Origin of the sequence: Pseudoalteromonas espejiana DSM 9414, assembly GCF_002221525.1 — a bacterium.
Taxonomy (GTDB): Bacteria; Pseudomonadota; Gammaproteobacteria; order Enterobacterales; family Alteromonadaceae; genus Pseudoalteromonas; species Pseudoalteromonas espejiana.
Window position 1 is genome coordinate 813,104 of the sequence record NZ_CP011028.1, and the last position, 23,157, is coordinate 836,260.

Below are 23,157 nucleotides of genomic sequence, written 5' to 3' on the forward strand. Positions count from 1 at the left end.
GGTGAGTAACGCTTTATTAACGCCATGGTAAGGTGTTTTAAACCGTTTTTAAACCGATTGCGTTAAAGTGCGCGTACTCTATAAACCCTATACGTTACTGATAATACAAAGCACGCCAGTGCCGGCACCACTAAAGCGAGTATTGAGTAATACTCAAATAAAATAAACCCAGTAATACCGCCAAGTAAAAAACCAATAATAATAAGTAAAAACATAACACCTTTTCGGGTATCAAAGGTTTCGCCTTTAAGTGCTTTACCTAGCATTAGGCCAAGGTCGGTAAAAATACCGGTTAAGTGAGTAGTACGTACTACGGCGCCGCTATAGTTAGTGGCTAACGCGTTTTGTAACCCACATGCAGCGCTGGCAAGCGTAATACCATAAACATAAGAGTGATTGAGTAAATAGGCACTTAAAAGTAATAAAAGGCCTTCAATAAATAATAAGGTGTCGTAATGGCGACCAAGCTTTAACGAGCCGCCAGTAAGTAAAAAGCCAGAAAGCGCCGAGCCCAGTATAAAGCTTAAAACTATACTCATTAGTAGTAACGCAGCAGAGGTACTGCTCATTAGTTTTATACCAAGTAAAGTAACACTGCCCGAAAGGTGAGAAATAGCCTGATGCTCAAATCCTAATAACCCTACAGCATTCACAATGCCTGCAATAAAGGCGAGCGCAAATGCGCCATATTCAACCCACTTTGGTAATTTTGTGATCATAGTGTTTCACTATAAAATAAGAGCGTATTTATAATAATGCGGCGAAAAATATAATGCTAAATTTGTGAAGCTTGGTAGTGCTTAATTTGCGTGTTTACTTGCGATATATTTATTACGCCAGGTTTAAACGCTATATAAACCGGTAACTGGTATTCATTTAACTCAGTGGCTGTAATGTTTTTATTATTTTTTGAATACCACAACCCAGCCTCATAATTGGTAATTACATAATCAACACGGCCTTTATTTAACAGCTGAAAACTGGCAACCGTTGAAAGCGAGCGCATTAATTTATCATCGTTAATTGCGTATTTTTTTATAATGACATCGGGCAAAGTCACGCCTCTTAATACTGCAATAACTGCGTCTGATAAATCAGTTTTAAGTGGGGTGTTATTTACCTTAAACACACCGTATTTTGTTGTGTGTAACGGTATGTTGGTAAAGCTTAAATACTTTGCTCGTTCATCGTTGTAGGCAAGCGAAAAGTAGCAATCATATTGGCTCGTTTTCATTTCTTTTTGCACGCGTGCCCAAGGTAAATGGACTACATCTATAGTAACGTTAAGAGTTTGCTCAAAATGTTTTAAATAACCAATATCAATACCTGTAAAGCTATTGGTGTGTGCATCGTAAATAGTAAATGGCGGGTAATGGGTTGTTACACAACGAAGGTTTTGTTTTTGAGCAGCAAAACCTAATGAGTGCGTAAAAATAAGTATAAATAAAATGAGGAAGCGCATTATCCCTCCAAGTTGTTTTTTATAAGTGTAGAGTGGATTAAGTGATAATCCAATTTAGCTGATCTGCTTAAGTTAATACAGCGTATTAAATTTAATTTTAGAGCAAGCTTATGTTTAACCAAGAGCAGCAATCGCGCATTATAGAAATGGCGTGGGAAGATAGAACCCCCTACGAGGCAATAGAGCAACTATACGGGCTTAAATATCCGCAGCTGGTGGTATTTATGCGCGAACATATTTCAAAAGGCAGTTTTAAAGTGTGGCGTAAACGCCATGCAGGGCGCAAAACCAAGCATTTAAAACTTCGCGACCCTTCAATAATACGCAGCCACTGTAAAACCCAATACAAACCCCGATAAATATATTTCATATCTTGTTCATGCTTATTTGCTAATCTTATTAAGCTTGTTTAAATGTTGAGAATTAATAAACTTATCTTTAACGTTAAACAGGCTTAAAGAAATCACATAATTTTTAAACTCAGATTTTAAATAGGGATGTTGAAATGCTCGTAACGCTTGCAATAGTTTTAGCCTTTTTATTACTAGTAACACTGCTACCTATGTCTTATTCGCAGCATTATTTAGTGCGCAGTTGCGACTTTGTAAGGCTGCAGGTATTTGTTTTAGCAAGTGTTGTAGGCGCAATTTCAGCGTATATGCAACTCTCTAGTAGCAATTACTACTTTGCATTTATAGCTGCGGTATCTGTACTTGTAATGGGGCTACAAGCTAAATGGATTTATCCATACACTTGGCTTGCAAAAAAAGAAGTTAAAAGTGCCTCAGTAAGCGAAGATCATAGCGTAAGAATAATGTCGGCTAATGTGCTTATGTCTAATCACAATAGCGAGCAGCTCATTGCATTGGTAAACGAGCACCAGCCTGATTTATTTATCACACTTGAAAGCGACAGCTGGTGGCAAAATAAATTATCGGTACTTAAAAAACATTACCCATACATAATCGAATGCCCCAAAGACAACCGCTACGGCATGCATTTATACAGTAAGTTTAAAATTCTTGATGCACAAATTTGTGAACTTATAGAAGACGATATTCCTTCAATTCATATTTTGTTTGAAAGCAGTGAGGGTATGCAAATGCAAGGGCACTTTATTCACCCTGCGCCGCCAAGCCCTACGGAAGAAGACTCTTCGCGCCCACGCGATAGCGAACTCATAATGGTAGCTAAAGCACTTAAAAACCCGACACGCCCAACCATAGTGGCAGGCGACTTAAATGATGTAGCATGGTCGCGCAGCACCCGCTTATTTATGCAAATAAGCGGCTTTTTAGACCCGCGCAAAGGCCGTGGCTTTTTTAATACCTTTCATGCGAGTTACTTTTTTATGCGCTGGCCGCTCGATCATTTATTTCATAGCCAAGGCTTTAAAGTAAAACGTATTAAGCGCCTTGCTAAATATGGCTCAGACCACTTTGCACTGCTTACCGAGCTAGTATATGAAAACGCAAAACAGCATTCACTAGAAGATAAATCCGATGAGCTTAAGGAAGAAGAAATACAAGAGCTTGCAATGAGCAAAGCCGATAAGCGAAAGGTGCCAAGGTTTGAAAAAGAGTCGTAGCTATTAGCTTGTGTAGGTCGGATAAGCTAAGCGCCATCCGACACAGTAAAATACCTTGCCAATTATTAGCAATATTTTATGTTGTCGAGTGGCTGGAGAGTGCTAATTGCGGACATTATTAAGCCTCGTTAAGAGGCAAATAATATGTTGGTTAAAATAAACGACACAGGAACAAAACCCAACTGTAATTTGCCCTGCTTTAACGACTCGTTAACGGGACGATTTTAAAAATGTGATTTTTCTGACCGTCTCTGACATAACTGACTTCCATGCACTGGCCTTCATTGATGAAGTTATCGGTATGATCATCTCCAGTAAAATATAAACTTTGAGTGTAATTGCTAAATTGGAATTTTGTATTTTTGATTAAGAACGTTTCCGTACGGTAGTTTGTTGGTGAAGTCTCAGAATTGTAATGTTTTACACATCCAACTACCACCTGATACTTTTTCTCATCAATGATTTGGCGTAAATGTGAAACTTTAAAGTAACCAAAGATACTATCTGATACCAAAACGCAAGATAAAAAACCAAAACCCAAAAGAAACTTGTTGCTACTTATTTTTAAAATCTCTGAAATATATTGAGTAACATCAGAAAATTTAAATAATATAAATAAAATCAGTGCTATTGGGAAAATAGGCAAAAGCTGATCTAAAGCAAAGCCTATCTGAGTTTCAAAATATACATCTGAGTTCAATTTAGTCCTGCTAACGCTTCAAGAACCGGCGCCGCTTGCGGCGTCCGTGTTACTTGACTTGTTATGTTTTGCTACGCAAGGGCGGTACCAAACTACCCTGGCGCTCGATAACTCTGAAACAATGCTATTAACTAAAGCTTTCCCGCCGGGAAAGGGCAAATAAATACCAACAACTCTTGGTTGTACAATCGTGTCCTTTTCATACAGCAGAGCTTTAATTGATGCTACAGCTGTTATGGCATTTTGCGCCGTAGTCCGATTTAATTCGCTTTGTATTGGTAGGGCAGCGGCAATTGCTTGACCATTTACTCCAAGAGTTTGTACTGTCAATGAGCCTTTAAGGTCAGATGTATCCGCGCTAATTCCTATAGCTCCCAAGCCAGAAATGTTTGCGCCAGTTTTAACATCATTTATATCTGCCGTAGCTCTCAGCCCTATTCCAACATAAACGGGTAGACTGAAATACTGATAATTTTTATAGTCTTCTTGATTGGTTTCGGGAGCGGTACTCGTAACAGTATAAATATCTGAACCGGGTACATATTTACTATAACGGTCATGGGATGGTGTAAATATGTTTACTGGCTCAAGCTTCTTAGTATCGTAGTTTTGCGCTTCCCGTTTGATCCAGATATCGACGTTAGTTGTATCTGCATTTATGTAATCCACGGTCATGCGATATGAATCTGCTTTTGCGCTGATTTTGGATGCTCCATATGTAACAGAGCCATCTACAAAAAATGTTTCTACCGTCGTCCGAACTGCGTTATCTGGGAGGGACTCTAGCAACGTGCCGTAAGGAACTTCCGAGACAGAGACGCTTTTATCCGGGGTAAAGCTAAGATTCTCTTCACACGAAGCTCCTGGGTTGGTTTTTACTGAAAATGGGTCGACAGGAATGTAGGTATACCCCGACAATTTTTCAGCTAGTGTTTCTTTAGTGAGCACAGCACAACCAGAAGTTATACCCATGAAAACAACACAAGTAATTATTTTTAACATCTTTGACTCCCTCTTCAAATTCGATAAAAACATAACAATTTAATAGTGCGCTCATCGCGCATATTTCTGCCGATGCCACGCTCACTTATCTACTTTATATAGTTTTAACAAATAACCTAAGGTATTACTATCACTAAGTTTTCTAAAACTTTTAAGTAAAGTTAAATGGAACAATATGCGCTCAGTGCTCATTTTCGTGAATATATACGCAAAGAGCTGTTTAACAAATCAATTAACGACGATATTTAGCCAACCTCAATGACCGTTTCTCGCTTTTTGCTGAAGTTCGACTTAATACCATAAGCTGCCCTTACGGTTTAACTCGTTTCTGCCCCTTTATAAGTTACAACTGAAAGTCCAAACACTGATGTTCAGATAACGTTGATATACAAAAGTAATTTTGTGTGAGCAATAGCAAACGCCTAGGTATCAGTGAGTAAACTTTTCAATTTCTTCGGATGAGAGAACACTGCCAAGTAAGAACGTTTGATCTTGTTTCGCTATAGTGTCTTGTTCGTCTTTGATACTTGGGTTCACTTCTGATTCTAGCGCGAAGGAAGATCGAACAAATTTTCGTTCTGAGAATTTCATGGATGCAAAGCGGTTCTCTGCCAAGCCATTTACGGCTAGCAAGTCGAATAAAACCGTGCCCTCGAACTGTAAGTTATCGAGTTCCACGGTTAGCTGTTTTAACTGACGCAAAGGGTGAAATTCTGCGGTAGCAGTTACAACTGCAATTTCACCTATAATACGTATCTTCTTGATCATAATTCTCATATTCAAGCGGTATACAAATTATCAATGGCATTGTAAGCATCGTTTGAAAGACAAATAGCCATATCCAAATTTGATATTAAACGGCTACCGCCATCGAACTCCTCCATATGGAATAAGGTATGCCGATGTTTCCTATAAAAACTATAGCCGACATTGAAGGCAATTTCCATTGCAGCGTTACCGATTTGGGCGCTGAAAGCTGGCTTAATTGTACACTGTCCACTATTTGTATCAACGTTGAAAAAATCACCAAAACCATGTTTAGCATCAGCAACAGACATACCATATCTGTCTAGAAGTAGCTTCAACACTCCTTCTAACGCCCTAAGGTCTGGGTATAGCAGAAGGCAATAATCGGGGAGTTGAGGCGATGCAAGTTTTACGCAGCAACTGGAAATCAACAACTTTTTTACTTGCGCAGGCAATTGTTCGTAACTATTCACAAAAAATCGCTTTAGGTGATCTTCTGCCATTTCAGTCCGAACTATCTCTGCACTATTATCGTCCTTTTTGTAGAGAACTTGAGCAAGCGCTTTAAGATCTAACAGATCGGTCAGCATGAAAATCACACGCCTATAGCAAGATAGGGGCTTCCCCTGTATTTGCATATTTCTCGTTGTTCTATGGCTCGTTAATTTAAGTTGGTCGAGGTGCGTAATGCTTTTAAGCGTAATTTGTTTGCACGTAGGTTCATCACGATTGATTTCAATTTCAAACTCACCCGAATCATTTATTAAGACAATTACTGAATCGAAATCTTCTGCCCTGATTCCGTCAATAGACAGATTTACAGATTCAAATTCTGCTGGATTGATAGTTGCTTTTAAGTAATCAGCAAAATGTTGACCTAGTTCCTGATTGCTGCCAATTCTGTGGCTAATGGTTGTCGTACCATCTTGATTTAGGAAAAGGTCTACCATAGCGAACTTCGATCCAGCAGAACCGATTTTATAACGCTTTGCTCTTCCGACTAATGTTGGCTCGCCGTCTTGTAGCAAATTGTTGCATTCTAAAAACTTGGCAACGTGAGCATCAATTGCATCCCTATCGAGATTTAGGTTTTTGTAGTCGGACATTAATCACTCCCTGTGAGTGTAGCTAAGCAAAAATGCAAGCATGTTATATGAAATCGATACAATAGTAAAAAATTCAGAAACCTTGCGGCTACGGGTTAATATGCTTGCTACTAGGACTTAAATCAGGGATTTGACGATTCTGACTCGCAAATTAGAAATGATAAACAGACAGAGTTTTTCGACTTCATTTGCCATACTTCATATAATGTAAATGGTCAAAGTGCTTTGTGGGCAGTAACTCGGTAATGTCCAAAAACGAGTTTACCCGACCGTCGGCTTCTCGCTCATTATTGTCTGTCATTTTGAGACTATTCATCAAATCTTTAGGTTTTGTACCAGCTTTTATATATCAAATCTTAGCGCTTTGTTTTGCAGAGTTTATCGAGCTATCTGAAATCATAATTTTAAACAACATGCCTGAGCTTTTACTAAGTAAGCTTAATTGTGAAGTGAAGTTTTAGATGTGTGTTTTTAAGCAAAATATAGCCTTTGAGCGCATTATACTTAGCGGCTTTAACCATAAAAAAGCCTAAAAGTGATTGCTCACTTTTAGGCTTAATAATATTTTTAAAACCGTAGAAATACTCTTTTAATACGTGTATTTCACGTTTGTAGCTAATTAGCTATTAATCATAATACATTTGATATTTACAAATTCGCGCATACCAAAGCCGCCGTGCTCTCGGCCGTAGCCACTTTCTTTAACACCACCAAACGGTAGGTTTGGCTGTGCAAGGCCATAACCGTTAATGTTGATCATACCGGTGTCAAAGTGCTTTTTAGCAAGCTCAATGGCTTTTTTCTCATCTTTTGAGAAAATACCACCGCCTAAACCATAGCGAGAGTCGTTGGCTATGCGCATTGCATCGTCGTTATCTTTTGCTTTAATAAGCGAAGCAACTGGGCCAAATAACTCATCATCGTAAGCTGGCATACCTGGTGATAGGTTATCGAGCAGAGTAGGTGGGTAGTAGTAACCCGTTTGCGAAGGTACTTCGCCACCAGTAATTACATTTGCACCGGCTTTAACCGATTGCATTACTTGATCATGAATTTTGTCACGTAAATCTTCACGTGCCATTGGGCCTAGGTCTGTATCATCAGCCATTGGGTCGCCCATTTTTAACGCTTCAAATTGCTCTTTAATTTGGGCTTTAAAGTCATCGTAAAGTGATTCAACTACAACAAAACGTTTTGCTGATACACAGGTTTCACCGTTGTTGATCATACGCCCTGTTACACAGGTTTTAACGGCAAGCTCTAAGTCGGCATCATCCAGTACTAAGTAAGCATCGTTACTACCTAGCTCTAATACTGTTTTTTTAACGTGTTTACCGGCTTCTTCAGCTACTTTTTTACCCGTGCCATCACTGCCAGTAAAGGTTACGCCGCTAATTGCTTTGTGCGAAATAAGTGAGCTGGCTGTTTTACCATCTATAAGTAAATTGCTAAAACAATGCTCAGGAAAGCCGGCTTGTTTAAATAGTGTTTCGATTTTTTCAGCCATACCAAAAACGTTACCCGCATGCTTAAGCACGGTTGTGTTACCGGCCATAATATTAGCAGCGCTGTAACGAATAACTTGATAAAGCGGGAAGTTCCAAGGTTGAATACCTAATAATACGCCCGTTGGTTGGTAGCTTATAATTGCACGGCCGCCGTCCATGTCGCGCTCTTCGTCGGCAAGTACTTGTGGGCCGTTTTCGGCTGTGTAACGACAAATAGCGGCACAAAGCTCAACTTCTTGAAAGCCTTGCTCGTACACTTTACCCATTTCTTCGGTCATTAATTTGGCAATGGCCTCTTTTTGCTCTTCAAAAAGTGATGCTAATTTATTTAAATACTTAGCACGTTCGGTAAATGAAGTTTGACGCCATTTTAAATATGTTTCGTGAGATTTTTCGACTACTTGCTCTGCCTCTTTTTGAGAAAGCAATGTGTAGGTTTCAATGGTTTGCTCAGTTGCTGGGTTAATCGTTTTAACTGTGTTACTCATTTTTATCTCCTTACAAATTAGTTATTGGTAAGGGTGCAAACACAAAGCCAATTTGTATGTTGAGCTAAAATAGTCTTTAAGGTTATGAAAGTTGGGAGGTTTAATTAAATTTAAAAATTAATGAGGAAAGTTTAAGTGTGCTTAAGCAGTAAAAAATACTGCTTTATGCAAATTTTACATCGTCAGCAAGGCTAAGTTATTTACTTAATAGTTGCTGCGCAATTTGTTTAAGTAGGTAGGTTTCGCGAATGATAGACAGACCCTGTTTTTCGCTAAGGCTCATAGTACGCTCATTGTGCGCGATAGCGTCGTGAATATTAACCCATTTAGGGGTCATGCCATTTTGTACTTCGTAATGCTCAAGCTTTGCTTGGCCAAGTGTTGTGTCTATATCGCAAATATAACAATATGATTGTATGTGAATAATATCAAAGTCGTCTTTATACCATGGGCGATATTCTTCGTATAAGCCAAAGGGCTTTATAACCTGAATGTTTTGCGCGCCTGTTTCTTCGTTAAGTTCTCTTATTAGGCCTTGCTCTAGGGTTTCGCCTTCATCTACACCGCCACCAGGTAAGCTGTAGTCTTCGTAGCGATTGGTATACATTAATAAAATTTTTGCATTTTTAATTACAATGGCTCTGCCTGTACGGCGGGTAAACTGGCTGCCTTGATTTATATTAATACCTGGATGCACCATTGTTTTTAATAACTGCATTTCATCTCCTTTTTTTAAAAGAAAATTATATCAGCTGTTACAATATGACTAATAGTGAAAATAATTCTAATTATCTTAAAAAGTTGTGATCTACTTGCCTTAAGGGCACGTACATATTTAGTTATTAAAATTAAACGTTAATAGACTCAATAAGTTTAATCATTTTTAAGAGATTCTAGTTGTGCCCTTTATTTATAATTTAGGGTGCGTAGAATAAAAAGAAAAGCATAGGGATTTATCATGTTAAACATACTTTTAGTCGACGATGACGTTGAATTTAGTGACGTTGTTTGCCACATAGTCGAATTCCTCGGCCATAATATAAGCACTGCTACAAGCTTAAAAGAAGCTCACCAATGGTTTGAAAATAATACCTTTGATCATGTGCTACTTGATTTTATGTTACCAGATGGCAGCGGCCTACACTTACTCGATCATTTAAAAATGATTGGGCAATCTCCAAAAGTGACTCTTATTTCAGGACACCCTTCAGTTAAAGGTATTTTAGCTGATATGTGTGAGCAAGACGTTGGGCATTTATTAAAACCTTTACAACGCGAAGACCTAGAGCTGGTATTGAATGGCCCTAAAAAGGTTGTTAAAAAAGCTAAAACGCCAGCAATTACACGCCATTTTGACAGCCTAATTGGCGAATCAGAGCCAATGCAAAAACTTTACACCATGATTGAGCGCGTAGCTAAAACTAACGCTAACGTTATGCTTATGGGTGAAAGTGGTGCAGGTAAAGAAGTGGTCGCACAGGCTATTCATAATGCAAGCAAATGCGAAGGCCCTTTAGTTGCAAGTAACTGTGGTGCCTTATCGAAAGAGCTTATTGGTAGCGAGTTGTTTGGCCATGAAAAAGGCGCATTTACCGGTGCTATAGCACGTAAAGAAGGTGTATTTGAGCAAGCCGATGGCGGCACGTTATTTTTAGATGAAGTAACCGAAATGCCCATTGATATGCAGCCTAATTTATTACGTGTGCTTGAAACAAAAAAAGTTACACGTGTTGGTGGTAACCGTGAGTTACCCGTAAATTGTCGTGTTATATCAGCGACTAACCGCTCACTTACCGATTTAGCACAAAACAATATTATTCGTGAAGATATTTACTTCAGACTTGCCGTATTTCCAATTGATATACCGGCTCTGCGTGAACGAAAAGAAGATATTCCATTGCTTGCAAAGGCCTTTTTAGAGCAGCTTAATGATGAAAATGGCACTTCTTTTTATTGGCATAACGAGCAACTTAAAGAGCTGCAGAGCTATGAGTGGCCAGGTAACGTACGTGAGCTTCGTCATGCTATTCATCGCGCCTTTATTATGAGCGACCCACAAACGAGCGAAATTACATTACCAGATAACTTAGAGTCGCCGTTTTCGCGTGTAAACACCCAAGTGGCTGATAATCAGGTTTCGGCGGGGCAAACAATTGAAGAAGTTGAAAAAGAGCTAATTCATGCCACCCTCGATAAAGTACAAGGTAATAAAACATTGGCGGCACAAATGCTGGGTATCAGCACAAAAACGCTATATAACCGATTAAACGCATACGGCGGCATTGGAGAATATAAGTAAGTATAGGATGTAACATGAGTGAAGATAAAGTGGTTAGCACGCTTAATAAGTTAGTACATGATGCGCGAGCACCATTGAATAGAATTTCAATGAATGCTGAGCTTATAAAGTTGGTTTTAGAAAACGATATGCCAAAAGATAAAGCGGTAGCGGCATTAGATAAAATAATTTCGAATTGTCAGCAATGTAGCGAAAGCTTACAAAACATTACTGATTTTAATAATAGATAGTCATTTTAAATTAGGCATTTATAGATAATGAGTCAGCAAAAGCAGCAAGGCAAAGCGAACATAACGTGGGCAGCCTTTATCGCGGTAGTTCTGTGCATAATTGTAGGTAATGCATTTTTAGCATTAAATACTATTCAGGGTCTAACGCAAACTCAAAAGAGCTTAGATAATACTAGTTTATTAACGGCTTCAATTGAGCAACTTCACTTATCTATTGTACAGGCTGAGTCTGGGCAGCGTGGTTACTTGCTAACCGAGGAAGAAGATTACTTAATGCCTTATTACGATGCAATTGAGCAGCTTCAATCTCAAACCGATCATGTTAAGTCTCTTAAATCAGAAATTGATGGTCAGGCAGAGCGCATTGCGCAGTTGTTAGTGTTAACAGAAGCTAAAATAAAAGAGCTTAAACAAACTGTTAAGCTAGCAACGAATGACAAAGAGCGCCGTGCTTTGTATGTGTTAAATACACACCGAGGCCGCGAGCTATATAAAAAGATTCGCGTAAAGGTTAATGATATACAAGACCGTGAATTACTGTTTAAAGTAAGTCACTTTTCAAAGCTTGCGCAAATTAAAAACGAAGCCAAAATTACTTTTGCTATAACGGCTGTAACAAGTGCGTTATTAATATTAGGTATGTTTATACTAACGCGTTTAAATTTACGCAATGCTGCACAATACCGTGATGAGCTTGAAAAGCAAAATGAAACATTGGCAAGTAAAGTTACTGAGCGTACTCAAGAACTTACTTTGTATTCTGATGAGCTTAGCCGTTCAAACCGAGAACTCGAAGAGTTTGCGTTTGTAGCAAGCCACGACTTACAAGAGCCGCTTCGCAAAATTCAGGCGTTTAGTGACCGCTTAGAAACCATGTTTAGAGATGAGCTAGGTGAAAAGGGCATTGATTACATTGGCCGTATGAAAAATGCGGCTCAGCGTATGTCTAATTTAATTAATGACTTGTTAGAGTTTTCGCGTGTTACAACACGCGGTAAAGACTTTGATGATACAGACTTAAAAGGCGTAGTTAACGATATTCTAGATGACCTTGAAGTTGCTATTAAAGAGTCTAACGCAGAAGTAGAAGTAGGTGATTTACCGGTTATTCAGGCCGATAAAAGTCAAATGCAGCAACTTTTTTTAAACTTGCTCTCTAATGCAGTTAAATTTAGAAAACCAAACACTAATCCGCACATAAGTGTAATGTATGAACATAAAAGCGAGTTTAGTGAAGAGCATAACGAAGAGATTGATTGGCAAATTGTTACCATAAAAGATAATGGTATTGGTTTTTCTCAAGAGTATGCTGATAAAATATTTGTACCATTTCAGCGCCTTCATGGGCGTTCGGAATACAAAGGCACAGGGATTGGCCTTTCAGTTTGTAGACGTATTGTTGAGCGACATGGTGGAACGATTACCGCTCACAGCAAAGACGGTGAAGGTGCAACCTTCATAATAAAATTACCTGTGGAAACAACGCTTTTCACATTGCAAGGAGAGGCTTAAATGCCGTATTCAAAAGTTAAACCAATTACAATTTTGATGGCAGACGATGACGAAGATGATCGTTTGCTAACGCAAGATGCTCTAGCCGAAAGCCGAGTGTTGAACGAGTTACATTTTGTGGAAGATGGTGTTGAGTTACTAGAATACTTAGAGCGTAAGGGTAAGTTTGAAGACAAAAACTCATCGCCGCGCCCTGGTTTAATTCTACTTGATTTAAACATGCCACGTATGGATGGCCGTGAAGCGCTTGAGGCAATTAAAGCAAACCCAAATTTAAAAGGGATCCCAGTTGTAATTTTAACGACGTCTAAGCAAGAAGAAGACATGGTTAAAGGGTACAACTTAGGTGCTGCTTCGTATATTACTAAGCCAGTTACGTTTGATGGCTTAGTAGATTTAATGAAAACCTTAGGGAAATATTGGGTAGAGTTTGTAGAGCTGCCGACAACATTTAACGATTAAAAAACTAACAAAAATAAGCCCCTAATTAGGGGCTTATTAAATGGATTGAAAATGGAGGTTGTATGTTAGATAAAGTGACTCGGTTACTGCTAGTCGAAGACGATGAAGATGATTATATTCTTACTTGCGACTACCTAGAGCAGTTAGATTCACATACGTTTGACATAGATTGGATAAGCTCTCCTGAACAAGCTATTAGTATCTTAAGTAAAAACGATCATGATATTTGTTTGCTTGATTACCGCCTAGGTGCATCTAATGGGTTAAGTGTACTTAAAAAGGCTATTGCTAATGGTTTTAGTGGCCCTATTATTATGCTTACTGGGCAATCTAACGATGAGTTAGACTCAGCAGCATTAGATGCAGGCGCCGTAGATTATTTAATTAAAACAGAAATGAGCTCGAGCCGATTTGCGCGTGCTATTCGCTATGCTTTAGCGCGTAAAGATGTAGAAGGTGAGCGCGTAGAGCGTTTAAAGGCCGAGGCCGAGAACCGCTCAAAAGATAGATTTTTAGCCCATTTGAGCCACGAACTACGTACACCACTTTCTTCTATATTAGGCTACACCGAATTATTACTACAAAGCGACTTTAGCCAGCAAGCAGAAAACGAGCTAGGGGTTATATATCGTAATGGTAAGCATCTCTTAAGCTTATTAAATGATGTGCTCGATTTATCTAAAATTGCCGCCGATAAGCTAGAGCTTACCTTAAGTGAAGTTAACCTTGATAGCATGTTGGCAGATGTATATACCTTAATGCGGGTATCTGTTTTGGATAAAGGCTTAAACCTGCGTTTTGAATCATTACAACCCCTGCCACTTATTGTACGTTTAGATGCAACCCGTGTTCGCCAAATACTTATAAATCTAATTAATAATGCCGTTAAATTTACCGACAAAGGTGAAATAGTGGTGAGTGCATGGACCCAGTGGGTCGATGAGCGAGAAATGCTGTTTTTTAGTATTAAAGACTCAGGTATGGGGATTGCAGAGGAAAAACAAGCCCTTATATTTAAACCGTTTGAGCAAATTGCTGATGTAGAGTCACGTTCGGTTGGCGGAGCAGGTTTAGGCTTAGCTATTTGTGCTGAGTTATTAACACGAATGCATGGCAGCATCGATTTAAAATCTAAAATAGGTGAAGGCTCTACGTTTACTATTTCGGTTTACCCTGGTGATATTAGCGAAGTAGAGCGTCAGGTACTTAATTTTAGTAGCGCGTCACAATTACAAACTAAAACAGCACCGTGCAAGGTAACAGGAAGAGTACTTGTCGTTGATGATTTACGCGATTTACGCATGTTAGTTGGCCATATGATCAGTACCTGTGGTGCCCGAGTTGACTACGCCGAGCATGGCCAGCAAGCGCTTGAAAAAGTAAGAATAGCGCAGGCGTATCGCTCGCCTTACGACATTATTTTTATTGATATACATATGCCAATAATGGGTGGTAAAGAAGCCACTATTGAGCTTAGAAAAATGGGCTACACAGGCCCTATTATTGCGTTGACTGCAGCTACAATGAAAGGGATACATGAAGAATTGGCTGCTCTTGGCTTCAACGATGTTATTCCAAAGCCCGTTGATAGCTCTTCTTTATACCAGTGCTTACAAGATTATTTAGTCTCACCGGAGCATGCGCCTCAAGCTAAAAATATACACAGTGATAAAGCTATAATAGAGAAAAAGCAGCGCTTTTTACTGGTCGAGGACGACCAAGATGCAGCGCAGATTACGCAATTGCTGCTAGAAAGTTTAGGGGTTGAAACCGTTATTACCTCAACCTGTGCACAGTGTTTGCAAACCCTTAATCATGACCAACAATTTAATAAGGTATTACTCGATATGCACTTACCCGACGGGCGTGGTGTAGATTTAGGCAAGCAAATTAATGAGCGCTACCCTAATTTAAGTTTAGTGATCGTCAGTGGCGCTGAGCCAGATCCAAAGCAAATTAAAGACTTAAATATAAACCATGTGCTTCTAAAACCGATTAACTTGAGCTTATTAGAAACCTTAATTAGCTCGTAATATAGACGATATTTTATGCAATCAATTAAGTTAGATACCCAGCAGTTAACACCTTCTAAAATAGTTTGCGTTGGGCGTAATTACACTGCACATATAGCAGAATTAAATAACGAACACCCAGAGCAAATGGTGATATTTAATAAGCCTAATAGTGCTTTATCAACCACTTTGTTAGCTGCTCATAATAATGACACTTTACACTATGAAACAGAACTGTGTTTTGTTGTAAAAAACAACAAACTAGCGGGTATTGGCCTTGGGTTAGATTTAACCAAGCGAACTGTACAAAGCAAGCTTAAAAACAAAGGCTTGCCATGGGAGCGCGCTAAATCATTTGACGGCTCAGTGCTGTTAACGCCCTTTATTAATTTAGTGGATGAAACCCAAACCTTTACCTTTGAGTTAAAAATTAACGATAAAGTGATTCAGCAAGGTAATACGGATTTTATGCTGTACAAACCATCACAAATTTTAGCTGAAATTAATGACTTTATGCATTTAGAAGATGGCGATGTAATAATGACAGGCACTCCTTCAGGGGTTGGTGAAGTGCCTATTGATAGTGTTTTTACTGTGCAACTGTACGCGGGATCGTCGTGCCTATTAACTCATCGTTGGCAGGTGAAATAGCGTTTAATATTTGCTCTTTATAGTATTTATCGAATGCTGGAAAGCTGTTTTTTAACCAAAACTGTTGGCTGTTTATATAATCGGGTGATTGCAAAACCTGCGTGCTAAGCGCTTTATTGATTTTATTAAGCGCTTTTGTTGCAAAGTTATTTGGTGCGCTTGCGGCGCAGCCAACAGCGCCTAATACATACTCTCTTGTATCTTCCTCTATTGCTAAACTCACTATGTTATTAAACTGACTGTGGTTTACAAAGTAATCGCTCATAAACGGGTAATCAATTGTGTAATCTAAAAAGCCACGGCTTAAACGAGCAATAACCGCTTGGCTTTCGTTTTCACTACTCCAGCTCAGTGAAGCCTTATGATGCACTGTGGTGTTTTCAATAATTTTATTTATTTTAGGTGTAAATTTACGTGCGGCGGCTTGCCCATATACAAAGCTTTCATCCGACAATAAATGAATAAGCTTGATAGGCTTACCGTGTTTTTTTTGTATTTCTTCTGCGAGTTGTTGGGTTGTTAAAACTGAAAAAGGCGGATATACCGTGGTTGGGTTTGAAAATTGTAACAGCGCGTTGGCTGTTTTTTTATGTATTACGCAGGGAAAACACACGTTGTCTCCCTCGCTTAAATGTTTATTAATGCGCTCTTGAGGAACAATTAAACGGGTGTGCTTAACATCATCAATGCTATTGATGAGCTGCTCTGTAAGGTTGTCACAAATCCCACCTTGTGGAGCGTGAGGGTCCTTATTTATATGAAATGGTGGGGTATAACTTTGCAACCACACAATTTCATCAATTGGGTTATTTTGTTGCGCGATCACTGAGCTTGTGAACCCACAAAATACAGCACCCAATATAATTACATTTTTAAGCATAACTCATTAAAATTAATCCATTAAAGGTTACTTCAGTATAGTTTTACTTTGCACTTGTTCAAATGTGATTGAGAAAAAAGGCAGTAAAATTACTGCCTTTTTGATTTTTTAATACGGCTGCGGGTAATCTTTGAAAATAATGGCAATTTCGCTGAGGATTTCATCACTTAATGTAATGTTAAATGCATCTATATCTTCTTTTAGCTGCGCCATGCTAGTTGCGCCAATAATTGATGAAGTAACGCCATCAACTTGGTTACACCATGCAAGGGCAAGTTGAGCAGGGGTTATATTGTTAGCATGGGCTAAATCAACATAGCGGGCAGTTGCCTTTTGTGCGTTAGGGGTGTCTCTAAAAATGCCATTTCGTTGCATAAAGGTCCAGCGAGAGCCTTCGGGACGAGCACCGTTTAAGTATTTTCCGGTTAGCAACCCAGCAGCAAGCGGCGACCAAGGTAAATAAGCAATATCCTCGTGTATACATTGCTCAATTAAATAAGGCCAATCTTTGGCATGCGCTAAGCTAAATTCGTTTTGAATAGACACCATGCGCGGTAAATTATGCTCTTTAGCTAAACTTACAAATTGACTAATACCCCACGGCGTGTCGTCTGACAAACCACAATGCTTAATTTTACCTGCCTTAACACAGTCGTTAAGGCCTTCTAAAATATCAAGCATGCTGGCTTGTTGTTGCTCAGTATTTACATCGCTAAAGGTTAGTTTGCCAGGCCACTGCCTACCAAAATGCGGAGTAGAGCGATTAGGCCAATGTAACTGATATAAATCTATATAATCGGTTTGTAGGCGTTTGAGCGAGTTATCTACGGCTTCTATTACTGCGCTGCGCGTTATATCGTTGCCATCACGCACCCACGATAAGCCATTCCCCGCTATTTTTGTAGCAAGAACTATCTCACCACGTTTTTGTGTATTTCGGCTAAGCCAATCACCAATTATTTGCTCTGTTTTACCGTAAGTGTCAGGTGAGGGAGGGACTGCATACATTTCGGCGGTATCAATAAAGTTAACACCTTGCTCAAGTGCGTAGGCTATTTGCTCATCGGCATCTTGTTGGGTATTTTGCTTACCCCATGTCATGCTACCTAAGCATACTCGTGAAACATCTACACCACTGCTGCCTAGTGGACTGTATTGCATGTTAAATCCTTAAATTATGTAAGATCTTGAGAGTGGCTAATTAACGCCGTTAATAAGGGCTCAGAAATAGCGGCTTTTTGGCCCGTTTTAAAGTCAAACATTACCACCAAAGAAGACCCTGTCGTTGTTACAGCTTGCTGAGCATGGCTAAATACAGAGTAATTCATTACAAAGCGATCGGTTTTTATATCTGAAATAGTAATCCCTACAGTGAGAGTATCGGGAAAGGTAACAGGGCGTTTATAGCGAATGTTATTTTCGCTTATTACTGGGCCAATACCGCCCGGTTTTATGGTATCAAATAGGTTTGTTTTATTTAAAAAGTCGATGCGGGCAATTTCAAAATAGCGCAAGTATACAACGTTGTTTACGTGTTGCAGGGCGTCCATATCGGCCCACGCTACTGTGATGTCGGTATGGATAGGGTGTTTATCTTTGAACCTTTGCATGCATTTATACTCTTAGATTTAAATAAGTTAGGTTATCAATATGGTGTTTGTAGCTCAAGGTAATTAATACCATGTTTTTTTATAAGATGATTGTACCTATTTAAATTTAAGTCTACAGTTAAATTACACAGACAAAACACACACGAGAACACACATGCAAAATATAATTAATTGGGCTTTGGCCAGTTTAGTTTTTATAGCGTCTTTTGCTTGCTACGCAATGGGTAATGCGTCGGGTGGTATTATGCTACTAGCTGGAGGGTTTTTATTGGAGTTTGCTTTTTGGCTTCACTGCTTTAAAAAAGTAAAGCCGTTTAAGCTTCCCTTTTAGCCATTGGCGCTTGCTAATTTAAAGTGGTTCCATATAATGGCTGTATAAATAAACAGTTGTTGTGTGGTGATGAAAAAGTTTATTCATATCGACATGGACTGCTTTTATGCAGCAGTTGAGATGCGCGATAATCCTAAGCTTGCAAGCGTCCCTTTAGCCATTGGCGGTAATAGCCGCCGAGGTGTGCTTTCTACAGCAAACTATATAGCCCGAGAGTACGGCGTACGCTCGGCTATGTCTAACTACCACGCTAAACAGTTATGCCCAGACCTAGTAATAGTGCCTGGTCGTATGGCTGTTTATAAAGAAATATCACACCAAATACGCGCGGTATTTAAGCGCTATACCAACTTAATAGAGCCGCTTTCACTTGATGAAGCCTACCTAGATGTAACCAACAGCACAGCATGTAAAGGCAGTGCAACATTAATTGCCCAGCAAATTAGAGCCGATATTTATAACGATACCGGCCTTACAGCCTCTGCAGGTGTGGCACCCATTAAATTTATTGCCAAAATAGCCAGTGATGAAAACAAACCCAATGGCCAGTTTGTTGTTTTACCCGATGAAGTAGATGCTTTTTTAAATAATTTACCGCTTGGAAAAATCCCTGGAGTAGGCAAAGTAACCTTAGAAAAACTTAATTTAAAAGGGCTATACACAGGTAAGGATGTGCGGGATAAAGGCGTAAATTGGATGCAGCAGCATGTAGGTAATTTTGGTGCATCGCTTTATCAAAAATGTGCAGGTGAATATATTGGCGCAGTTTCTACAGAGCGAGTACGTAAGTCGCTAAGTGTGGAGCATACCTACGAATACAATAAAAATAGTTTGCAGGAATGCTTAGAACAGTTACCAAAATTGTTAGAAGAATTAACCACTCGCCTTAATAAGCAGCAGTTACAAAATAGAATTAATAAACTGAGTGTAAAAGTGAAGTTTGCCAATTTTGTGGTGACTAGTGCCGATCAGGCGCATCATCAGTTAAATACCGATATTTTTACCGAGTTATTAACTAAAGCGTATCAGCGTGGTATGCAACAACCTGTACGCCTTTTAGGTATTGGGGTTGGCGTAAAAAATGAGCCTAATTTGAATCTGCAATTGAGTATTCTTGATTAGCACGTATTTTTTACTGTAACACCAAGTTGCCAGAGCAAAATTAGCTTATCGCAGCTGGCTGGTTTTGTGTTTTTATATCGACGATAATAGGCACTTATGTTTTTAACAGGAGCTTATTTATGGCATATCCTCAAGCAATTGCTGCACTTACTTTAAGTGCAAGCCTTGACTCTTCTTCTCACGATGCACTTATTATTATTAGTGATGACTTTTCTCAGTTAGCTAATAATTCACTAAGCGATGCTATAAACGCACAAGCTAAAGTAGACTCTCGTATTGGTAAGCAAGTTACCTTTTTAGTTATTGAAAATACACGCGTTATTCTTGCGCCAACAGGCCCATTAAACCGAGATTACGATGATGTTCGCCGCTACTTTGATGCAGCTAAACTAGCTATAAATGAAGCTAAAGCGTCGGGTAGTGTTAGCCCTGCTATTTACTTACCAAACTTACATGCTGATGAACGTTACCAAAATGCACTAGAGGTTGCTTATTTAGGCGCATGCCAAGCTTTATGGCAACCACTTGAAGCCCGTGAATATCACGGCGAAAGCATTGAGCCAATTACGCAAATTGGTTTAATTGACGCAAGTGAGCAAACAGTAAAAGCGGTTAACGCGATTGCTGCAGGCCAATATGCTGCGCGTGATTTATGTGGTACTGAACCAGAGCGTATGGCGCCTCCTCGTTTTGCCGATTACTGCGTGGAGCTTTTTAAAGGCTCAAACGTTAGTGTTGACGTAATTGACGACATAGACTTAATTGATAAAAACTACCCAATGCTAAGTACGGTTGCACGCGCATCGTACGCAGTAGAGCGCCATCACCCTCGCGTTGTAAAGCTTGAATACGTACCTGAAGGCGAAGTTACCCGCACGCTTATGTTTGTAGGTAAGGGTTTAGTATACGACACAGGCGGTGCAGATTTAAAAGTAGGCGGTTACATGGCAGGTATGAGCCGTGATAAAGGCGGTGCTGCGTCAGTTGCAGGCTTTATGAAAGCGGTTGCTGATTATCAGCCTAAAGGCGTTAAAGTCATTTCTTATTTAGCCGTTGTGCGTAATTCTATTGGCTCAGATTGTTTTGTACCAGATGAAATAATTACTAGCCGTGAAGGCGTGCGTGTACGCATAGGTAATACCGACGCAGAAGGGCGCTTAGCAATGGGTGACCTACTTAGCGAGATGAAAGATTTGGCTAAAACAGAAGTTAACCCTACGTTATTTACGGTAGCAACATTAACGGGTCACGCGGCTCGTGCAATGGGCCCTTACGGAGCGTATGTAGAAAACGGACCTGCACGCAGCGCTAATACATCGCGTCAAATTGCTGACCTTGGTGATTTATGGGCAGATGGCGCAGAGGTTTCGCGCTCTCGTCGTGAAGACTACGACTTTATAAAACCGCGCACCTTAGCTGATGATGTTTTATCAAGTAATAATGCGGCTTCTGCGGTTACAGCACGAGGCCATCAGTTCCCTATGGCATTTTTAGCTGTAGTTGGCGGGCTTGATAAACACGGTAACGACTCTGAACAGCCATTGCCTTATGTGCATATGGATATTGCCGGTAGCGGTGTTGAAGGCGGCGATTGGCAGCACGGTAAGCCAACTGCTGCATCAGTAACAAGCTTATTTGCACGCTACTGTTTGTAAGCTTGTAAGCTAAAAACGCATATGTAATAAAAAGCCCTGTTTATTCAGGGCTTTTACTTTTTAAAGGTTATTTTAATTTAAAGCGATTAACCACACTCGAAAGCCCTTGGCTGCTTTGTTTTAGGTTGTCGCTGGCATCGGTAAGCTGCTTGGTATTATTTAATGACTGCTCGGTTGATTGAGATAGCTCGTTAATACGCAAATTAACTTCGTCAGCCGCTTGTGTTTGCTGCTCTGTAGCTCGCGCTATTTGGCTGTTCATTTCGGTAATAATTGATACCAGCCTTTCAATTTCGTTAAGCGATGTATCGGCTGACGATGCTTGCTCTACTGTCGAAACAGAAAGCGCTTGGCTTGATTTAACAGCCTCAACCGCAGCTTTTGCCCCTTCTTGCAATTTAGTGATCATGGTTTGAATTTCATCGGTGCTTTGCCCTGTACGGCTCGCCAGTGTGCGTACTTCATCGGCGACAACAGCAAAACCTCTGCCGTGCTCTCCTGCGCGCGCCGCCTCTATAGCTGCATTTAGCGCGAGTAAATTTGTTTGCTCCGATATACTTCTTATTACATCAAGTACTGAGCCAATATTATTGCTTTCGTTGGCCAAATCTTCGGTTACTTGGCTTACCGTTTCTATATTACTTGAGAGCGTTTCTATGGCTGTAATGGTATTAGCAACCACGTTTTTACCCGTTGATGCATTACACGCGGCATCATTGGCAGCTTGTTCTGCGGCCTCGGCATTACGGCTCACATCGTGAATTTGATGAGTCATTTGCTCCATAGCTGCAGCAACTTGTGTTGAGCTGTCGTTTTGTAGTTCGATAAACGAGTGGCTTGTTTTACTTGAGTCGTCAACAGTGTGCGCATGAGTACTTACATCATCAGCACTTTGCGATACTTGAACTAACGATTCACGCATTTTTAATATAAATAAGTTAAACGAGCGCGAAAGCTCTGAAATTTCATCGTTGCCTGATTCGCTTAATGTGCGAGTTAAATCGCCTTCACCTTGTGAAATGTCTTTCATCATATCGGCTGCTAGTCGGGTAGGGGTTAATATGCTTTTACCTATGTAGTAGCTAAACAATATAACTGCAATGATCATTATTAATGCGCTAAAAAGTATAAGGTTACGCTGCTCGCTAAATGCTTCGTCAATTGAATCTAAGTAAACACCTGAGCCTATAATCCACTGCCACTGATTAAAGCCTTTTACAAACGCTATTTTATCTACAGGTTGCTCTTTACCAGGCTTTGGCCATTTGTAAGGAATAAACCCTTCGCGGCTTTGTTTAACTATATTAACCATATCGACAAATAGCGCTTTACCGTCTGGGTCTTTATTATTGCTTAAGTTTTTGCCCTCAAGTGCAGGTTTGATTGGGTGCATTACCATTGCTGGTTGGTAGTCGTTTATCCAAAAGTAATTAGTTTTGTCGTAGCGAAGGGCTCTTACAGCTTCAAGTGCTTGCGTTTGAGCTTGCTCTTGCGTGAGGGTGTTATTTTGTTCGAGTGCATAGTAATGCTCTATAACACTGTATGCGGTTTCTACTACATTTTGTGTTTTTAGGTATTGCTCGTTTTTGAGTGAACTATATTGATGCGTTAAGCTAGAAATACTTAATACAATTAAGCCAAAAATAACAATGCCAACGAGTAATGAAAACCGCTGAAAAATACTAAAACGTCTTAGGTTTAGCATAAATTGATCCTTATGTGTGTACACTCAATGTGCTTGTTTTAATGGTAGTAAAAAAGCGAGTTTAAGCTAGGTGTAAGCACTATTAAG

At 39.7% G+C, this 23,157-nt stretch carries 22 protein-coding genes; 10 read left to right on the forward strand and 12 right to left on the reverse strand.

Annotated features, from left to right (window positions below; genetic code table 11):
- Window positions 1–62 precede the first annotated feature (62 nt).
- Both PESP_RS03720 and PESP_RS03725 read right to left on the reverse strand, forming a co-directional pair.
- Complete coding sequence (locus tag PESP_RS03720) at window positions 63–719, reverse strand: YoaK family protein (protein ID WP_089346825.1); 657 nt, start codon at window positions 717–719, stop codon at window positions 63–65.
- A gap of 56 nt (window positions 720–775) precedes the next feature.
- On the reverse strand, window positions 776–1,462 hold the full coding sequence (locus tag PESP_RS03725) for a substrate-binding periplasmic protein (RefSeq protein WP_089346826.1): 687 nt from the start codon (window positions 1,460–1,462) through the stop codon (window positions 776–778).
- A 110-nt stretch (window positions 1,463–1,572) separates the two neighbouring features.
- On the opposite strand from PESP_RS03725, the gene PESP_RS03730 reads away from it, so the two are divergent.
- A complete protein-coding gene (locus PESP_RS03730) occupies window positions 1,573–1,821 on the forward strand; it encodes a TIGR03643 family protein (RefSeq protein ID WP_089346827.1) in 249 nt (82 codons plus the stop codon).
- A gap of 146 nt (window positions 1,822–1,967) precedes the next feature.
- Window positions 1,968–3,050: an endonuclease/exonuclease/phosphatase family protein gene (locus PESP_RS03735; protein WP_089346828.1), complete on the forward strand. Its 1,083-nt coding sequence runs from the start codon at window positions 1,968–1,970 to the stop codon at window positions 3,048–3,050.
- 199 nt (window positions 3,051–3,249) lie between these two features.
- On the opposite strand, the gene PESP_RS03740 is transcribed toward PESP_RS03735, so the two are convergent.
- The 6 genes from PESP_RS03740 to PESP_RS03765 form a co-directional block, all read right to left on the reverse strand.
- Window positions 3,250–3,750: a hypothetical protein gene (locus PESP_RS03740; RefSeq protein WP_089346829.1), complete on the reverse strand. Its 501-nt coding sequence runs from the start codon at window positions 3,748–3,750 to the stop codon at window positions 3,250–3,252.
- 18 nt (window positions 3,751–3,768) lie between these two features.
- Window positions 3,769–4,752, reverse strand: coding sequence for a hypothetical protein (locus PESP_RS03745; RefSeq protein WP_089346830.1), 984 nt, complete (start codon window positions 4,750–4,752; stop codon window positions 3,769–3,771).
- Window positions 4,753–5,181: 429 nt separating this feature from the next.
- Window positions 5,182–5,520, reverse strand: coding sequence for a type II toxin-antitoxin system RnlB family antitoxin (locus PESP_RS03750; RefSeq protein ID WP_089349095.1), 339 nt, complete (start codon window positions 5,518–5,520; stop codon window positions 5,182–5,184).
- Between the two features lie 11 nt (window positions 5,521–5,531).
- Window positions 5,532–6,605, reverse strand: coding sequence for a type II toxin-antitoxin system RnlA family toxin (locus PESP_RS03755; RefSeq protein WP_089346831.1), 1,074 nt, complete (start codon window positions 6,603–6,605; stop codon window positions 5,532–5,534).
- Between the two features lie 619 nt (window positions 6,606–7,224).
- Window positions 7,225–8,601, reverse strand: coding sequence for an NAD-dependent succinate-semialdehyde dehydrogenase (locus PESP_RS03760; protein WP_089346832.1), 1,377 nt, complete (start codon window positions 8,599–8,601; stop codon window positions 7,225–7,227).
- 196 nt (window positions 8,602–8,797) lie between these two features.
- Window positions 8,798–9,319 (reverse strand): NUDIX hydrolase, encoded by a 522-nt coding sequence (locus PESP_RS03765; RefSeq protein ID WP_089346833.1) that lies wholly within the window; start codon window positions 9,317–9,319, stop codon window positions 8,798–8,800.
- Window positions 9,320–9,559: 240 nt separating this feature from the next.
- On the opposite strand from PESP_RS03765, the gene PESP_RS03770 reads away from it, so the two are divergent.
- The 6 genes from PESP_RS03770 to PESP_RS03795 all read left to right on the forward strand — a co-directional run bounded on the left by PESP_RS03770 (window position 9,560) and on the right by PESP_RS03795 (window position 15,767).
- A complete protein-coding gene (locus PESP_RS03770; protein WP_089346834.1) occupies window positions 9,560–10,900 on the forward strand; it encodes a sigma-54-dependent transcriptional regulator in 1,341 nt (446 codons plus the stop codon).
- A 14-nt stretch (window positions 10,901–10,914) separates the two neighbouring features.
- Window positions 10,915–11,130 carry a histidine kinase gene (locus PESP_RS03775; protein ID WP_089346835.1) on the forward strand — a complete coding sequence of 72 codons (216 nt, stop codon included), beginning with the start codon at window positions 10,915–10,917 and terminating at the stop codon, window positions 11,128–11,130.
- A 27-nt stretch (window positions 11,131–11,157) separates the two neighbouring features.
- Window positions 11,158–12,642, forward strand: a complete 1,485-nt coding sequence (locus PESP_RS03780; protein WP_089346836.1) for a sensor histidine kinase — start codon at window positions 11,158–11,160, stop codon at window positions 12,640–12,642.
- A complete protein-coding gene (locus PESP_RS03785; RefSeq protein ID WP_024031669.1) occupies window positions 12,643–13,104 on the forward strand; it encodes a response regulator in 462 nt (153 codons plus the stop codon).
- Window positions 13,105–13,166: 62 nt separating this feature from the next.
- The gene (locus tag PESP_RS03790; RefSeq protein WP_089346837.1) at window positions 13,167–15,137 is read left to right on the forward strand and encodes a hybrid sensor histidine kinase/response regulator; all 1,971 of its coding nucleotides are present in this window, start codon (window positions 13,167–13,169) and stop codon (window positions 15,135–15,137) included.
- A gap of 15 nt (window positions 15,138–15,152) precedes the next feature.
- Complete coding sequence (locus PESP_RS03795; protein ID WP_089346838.1) at window positions 15,153–15,767, forward strand: fumarylacetoacetate hydrolase family protein; 615 nt, start codon at window positions 15,153–15,155, stop codon at window positions 15,765–15,767.
- On the opposite strand, the gene PESP_RS03800 is transcribed toward PESP_RS03795, so the two are convergent.
- The 3 genes from PESP_RS03800 to PESP_RS03810 form a co-directional block, all read right to left on the reverse strand.
- A complete protein-coding gene (locus PESP_RS03800) occupies window positions 15,706–16,647 on the reverse strand; it encodes an ABC transporter substrate-binding protein (RefSeq protein ID WP_089346839.1) in 942 nt (313 codons plus the stop codon). The two genes, PESP_RS03795 and PESP_RS03800, sit on opposite strands and share 62 nt — an antisense overlap.
- Window positions 16,648–16,755: 108 nt before the next feature.
- Window positions 16,756–17,808 carry an aldo/keto reductase gene (locus PESP_RS03805; protein WP_089346840.1) on the reverse strand — a complete coding sequence of 351 codons (1,053 nt, stop codon included), beginning with the start codon at window positions 17,806–17,808 and terminating at the stop codon, window positions 16,756–16,758.
- 14 nt (window positions 17,809–17,822) lie between these two features.
- The gene (locus PESP_RS03810) at window positions 17,823–18,257 is read right to left on the reverse strand and encodes an acyl-CoA thioesterase (protein ID WP_089346841.1); all 435 of its coding nucleotides are present in this window, start codon (window positions 18,255–18,257) and stop codon (window positions 17,823–17,825) included.
- A gap of 400 nt (window positions 18,258–18,657) precedes the next feature.
- Here PESP_RS03810 and dinB point away from each other — a divergent pair, with 400 nt between their 5' ends.
- Together dinB and PESP_RS03820 are read left to right on the forward strand one after the other, a co-directional pair.
- A complete protein-coding gene (gene dinB, locus PESP_RS03815) occupies window positions 18,658–19,710 on the forward strand; it encodes a DNA polymerase IV (protein WP_089346842.1) in 1,053 nt (350 codons plus the stop codon).
- Window positions 19,711–19,829: 119 nt separating this feature from the next.
- Window positions 19,830–21,365: a M17 family metallopeptidase gene (locus PESP_RS03820; RefSeq protein WP_089346843.1), complete on the forward strand. Its 1,536-nt coding sequence runs from the start codon at window positions 19,830–19,832 to the stop codon at window positions 21,363–21,365.
- Window positions 21,366–21,432: 67 nt separating this feature from the next.
- Here the strand turns inward: PESP_RS03820 and PESP_RS03825 are convergent, their stop codons facing one another.
- A complete protein-coding gene (locus tag PESP_RS03825; protein ID WP_089346844.1) occupies window positions 21,433–23,070 on the reverse strand; it encodes a methyl-accepting chemotaxis protein in 1,638 nt (545 codons plus the stop codon).
- Between the last annotated feature and the right edge of the window lie 87 nt (window positions 23,071–23,157).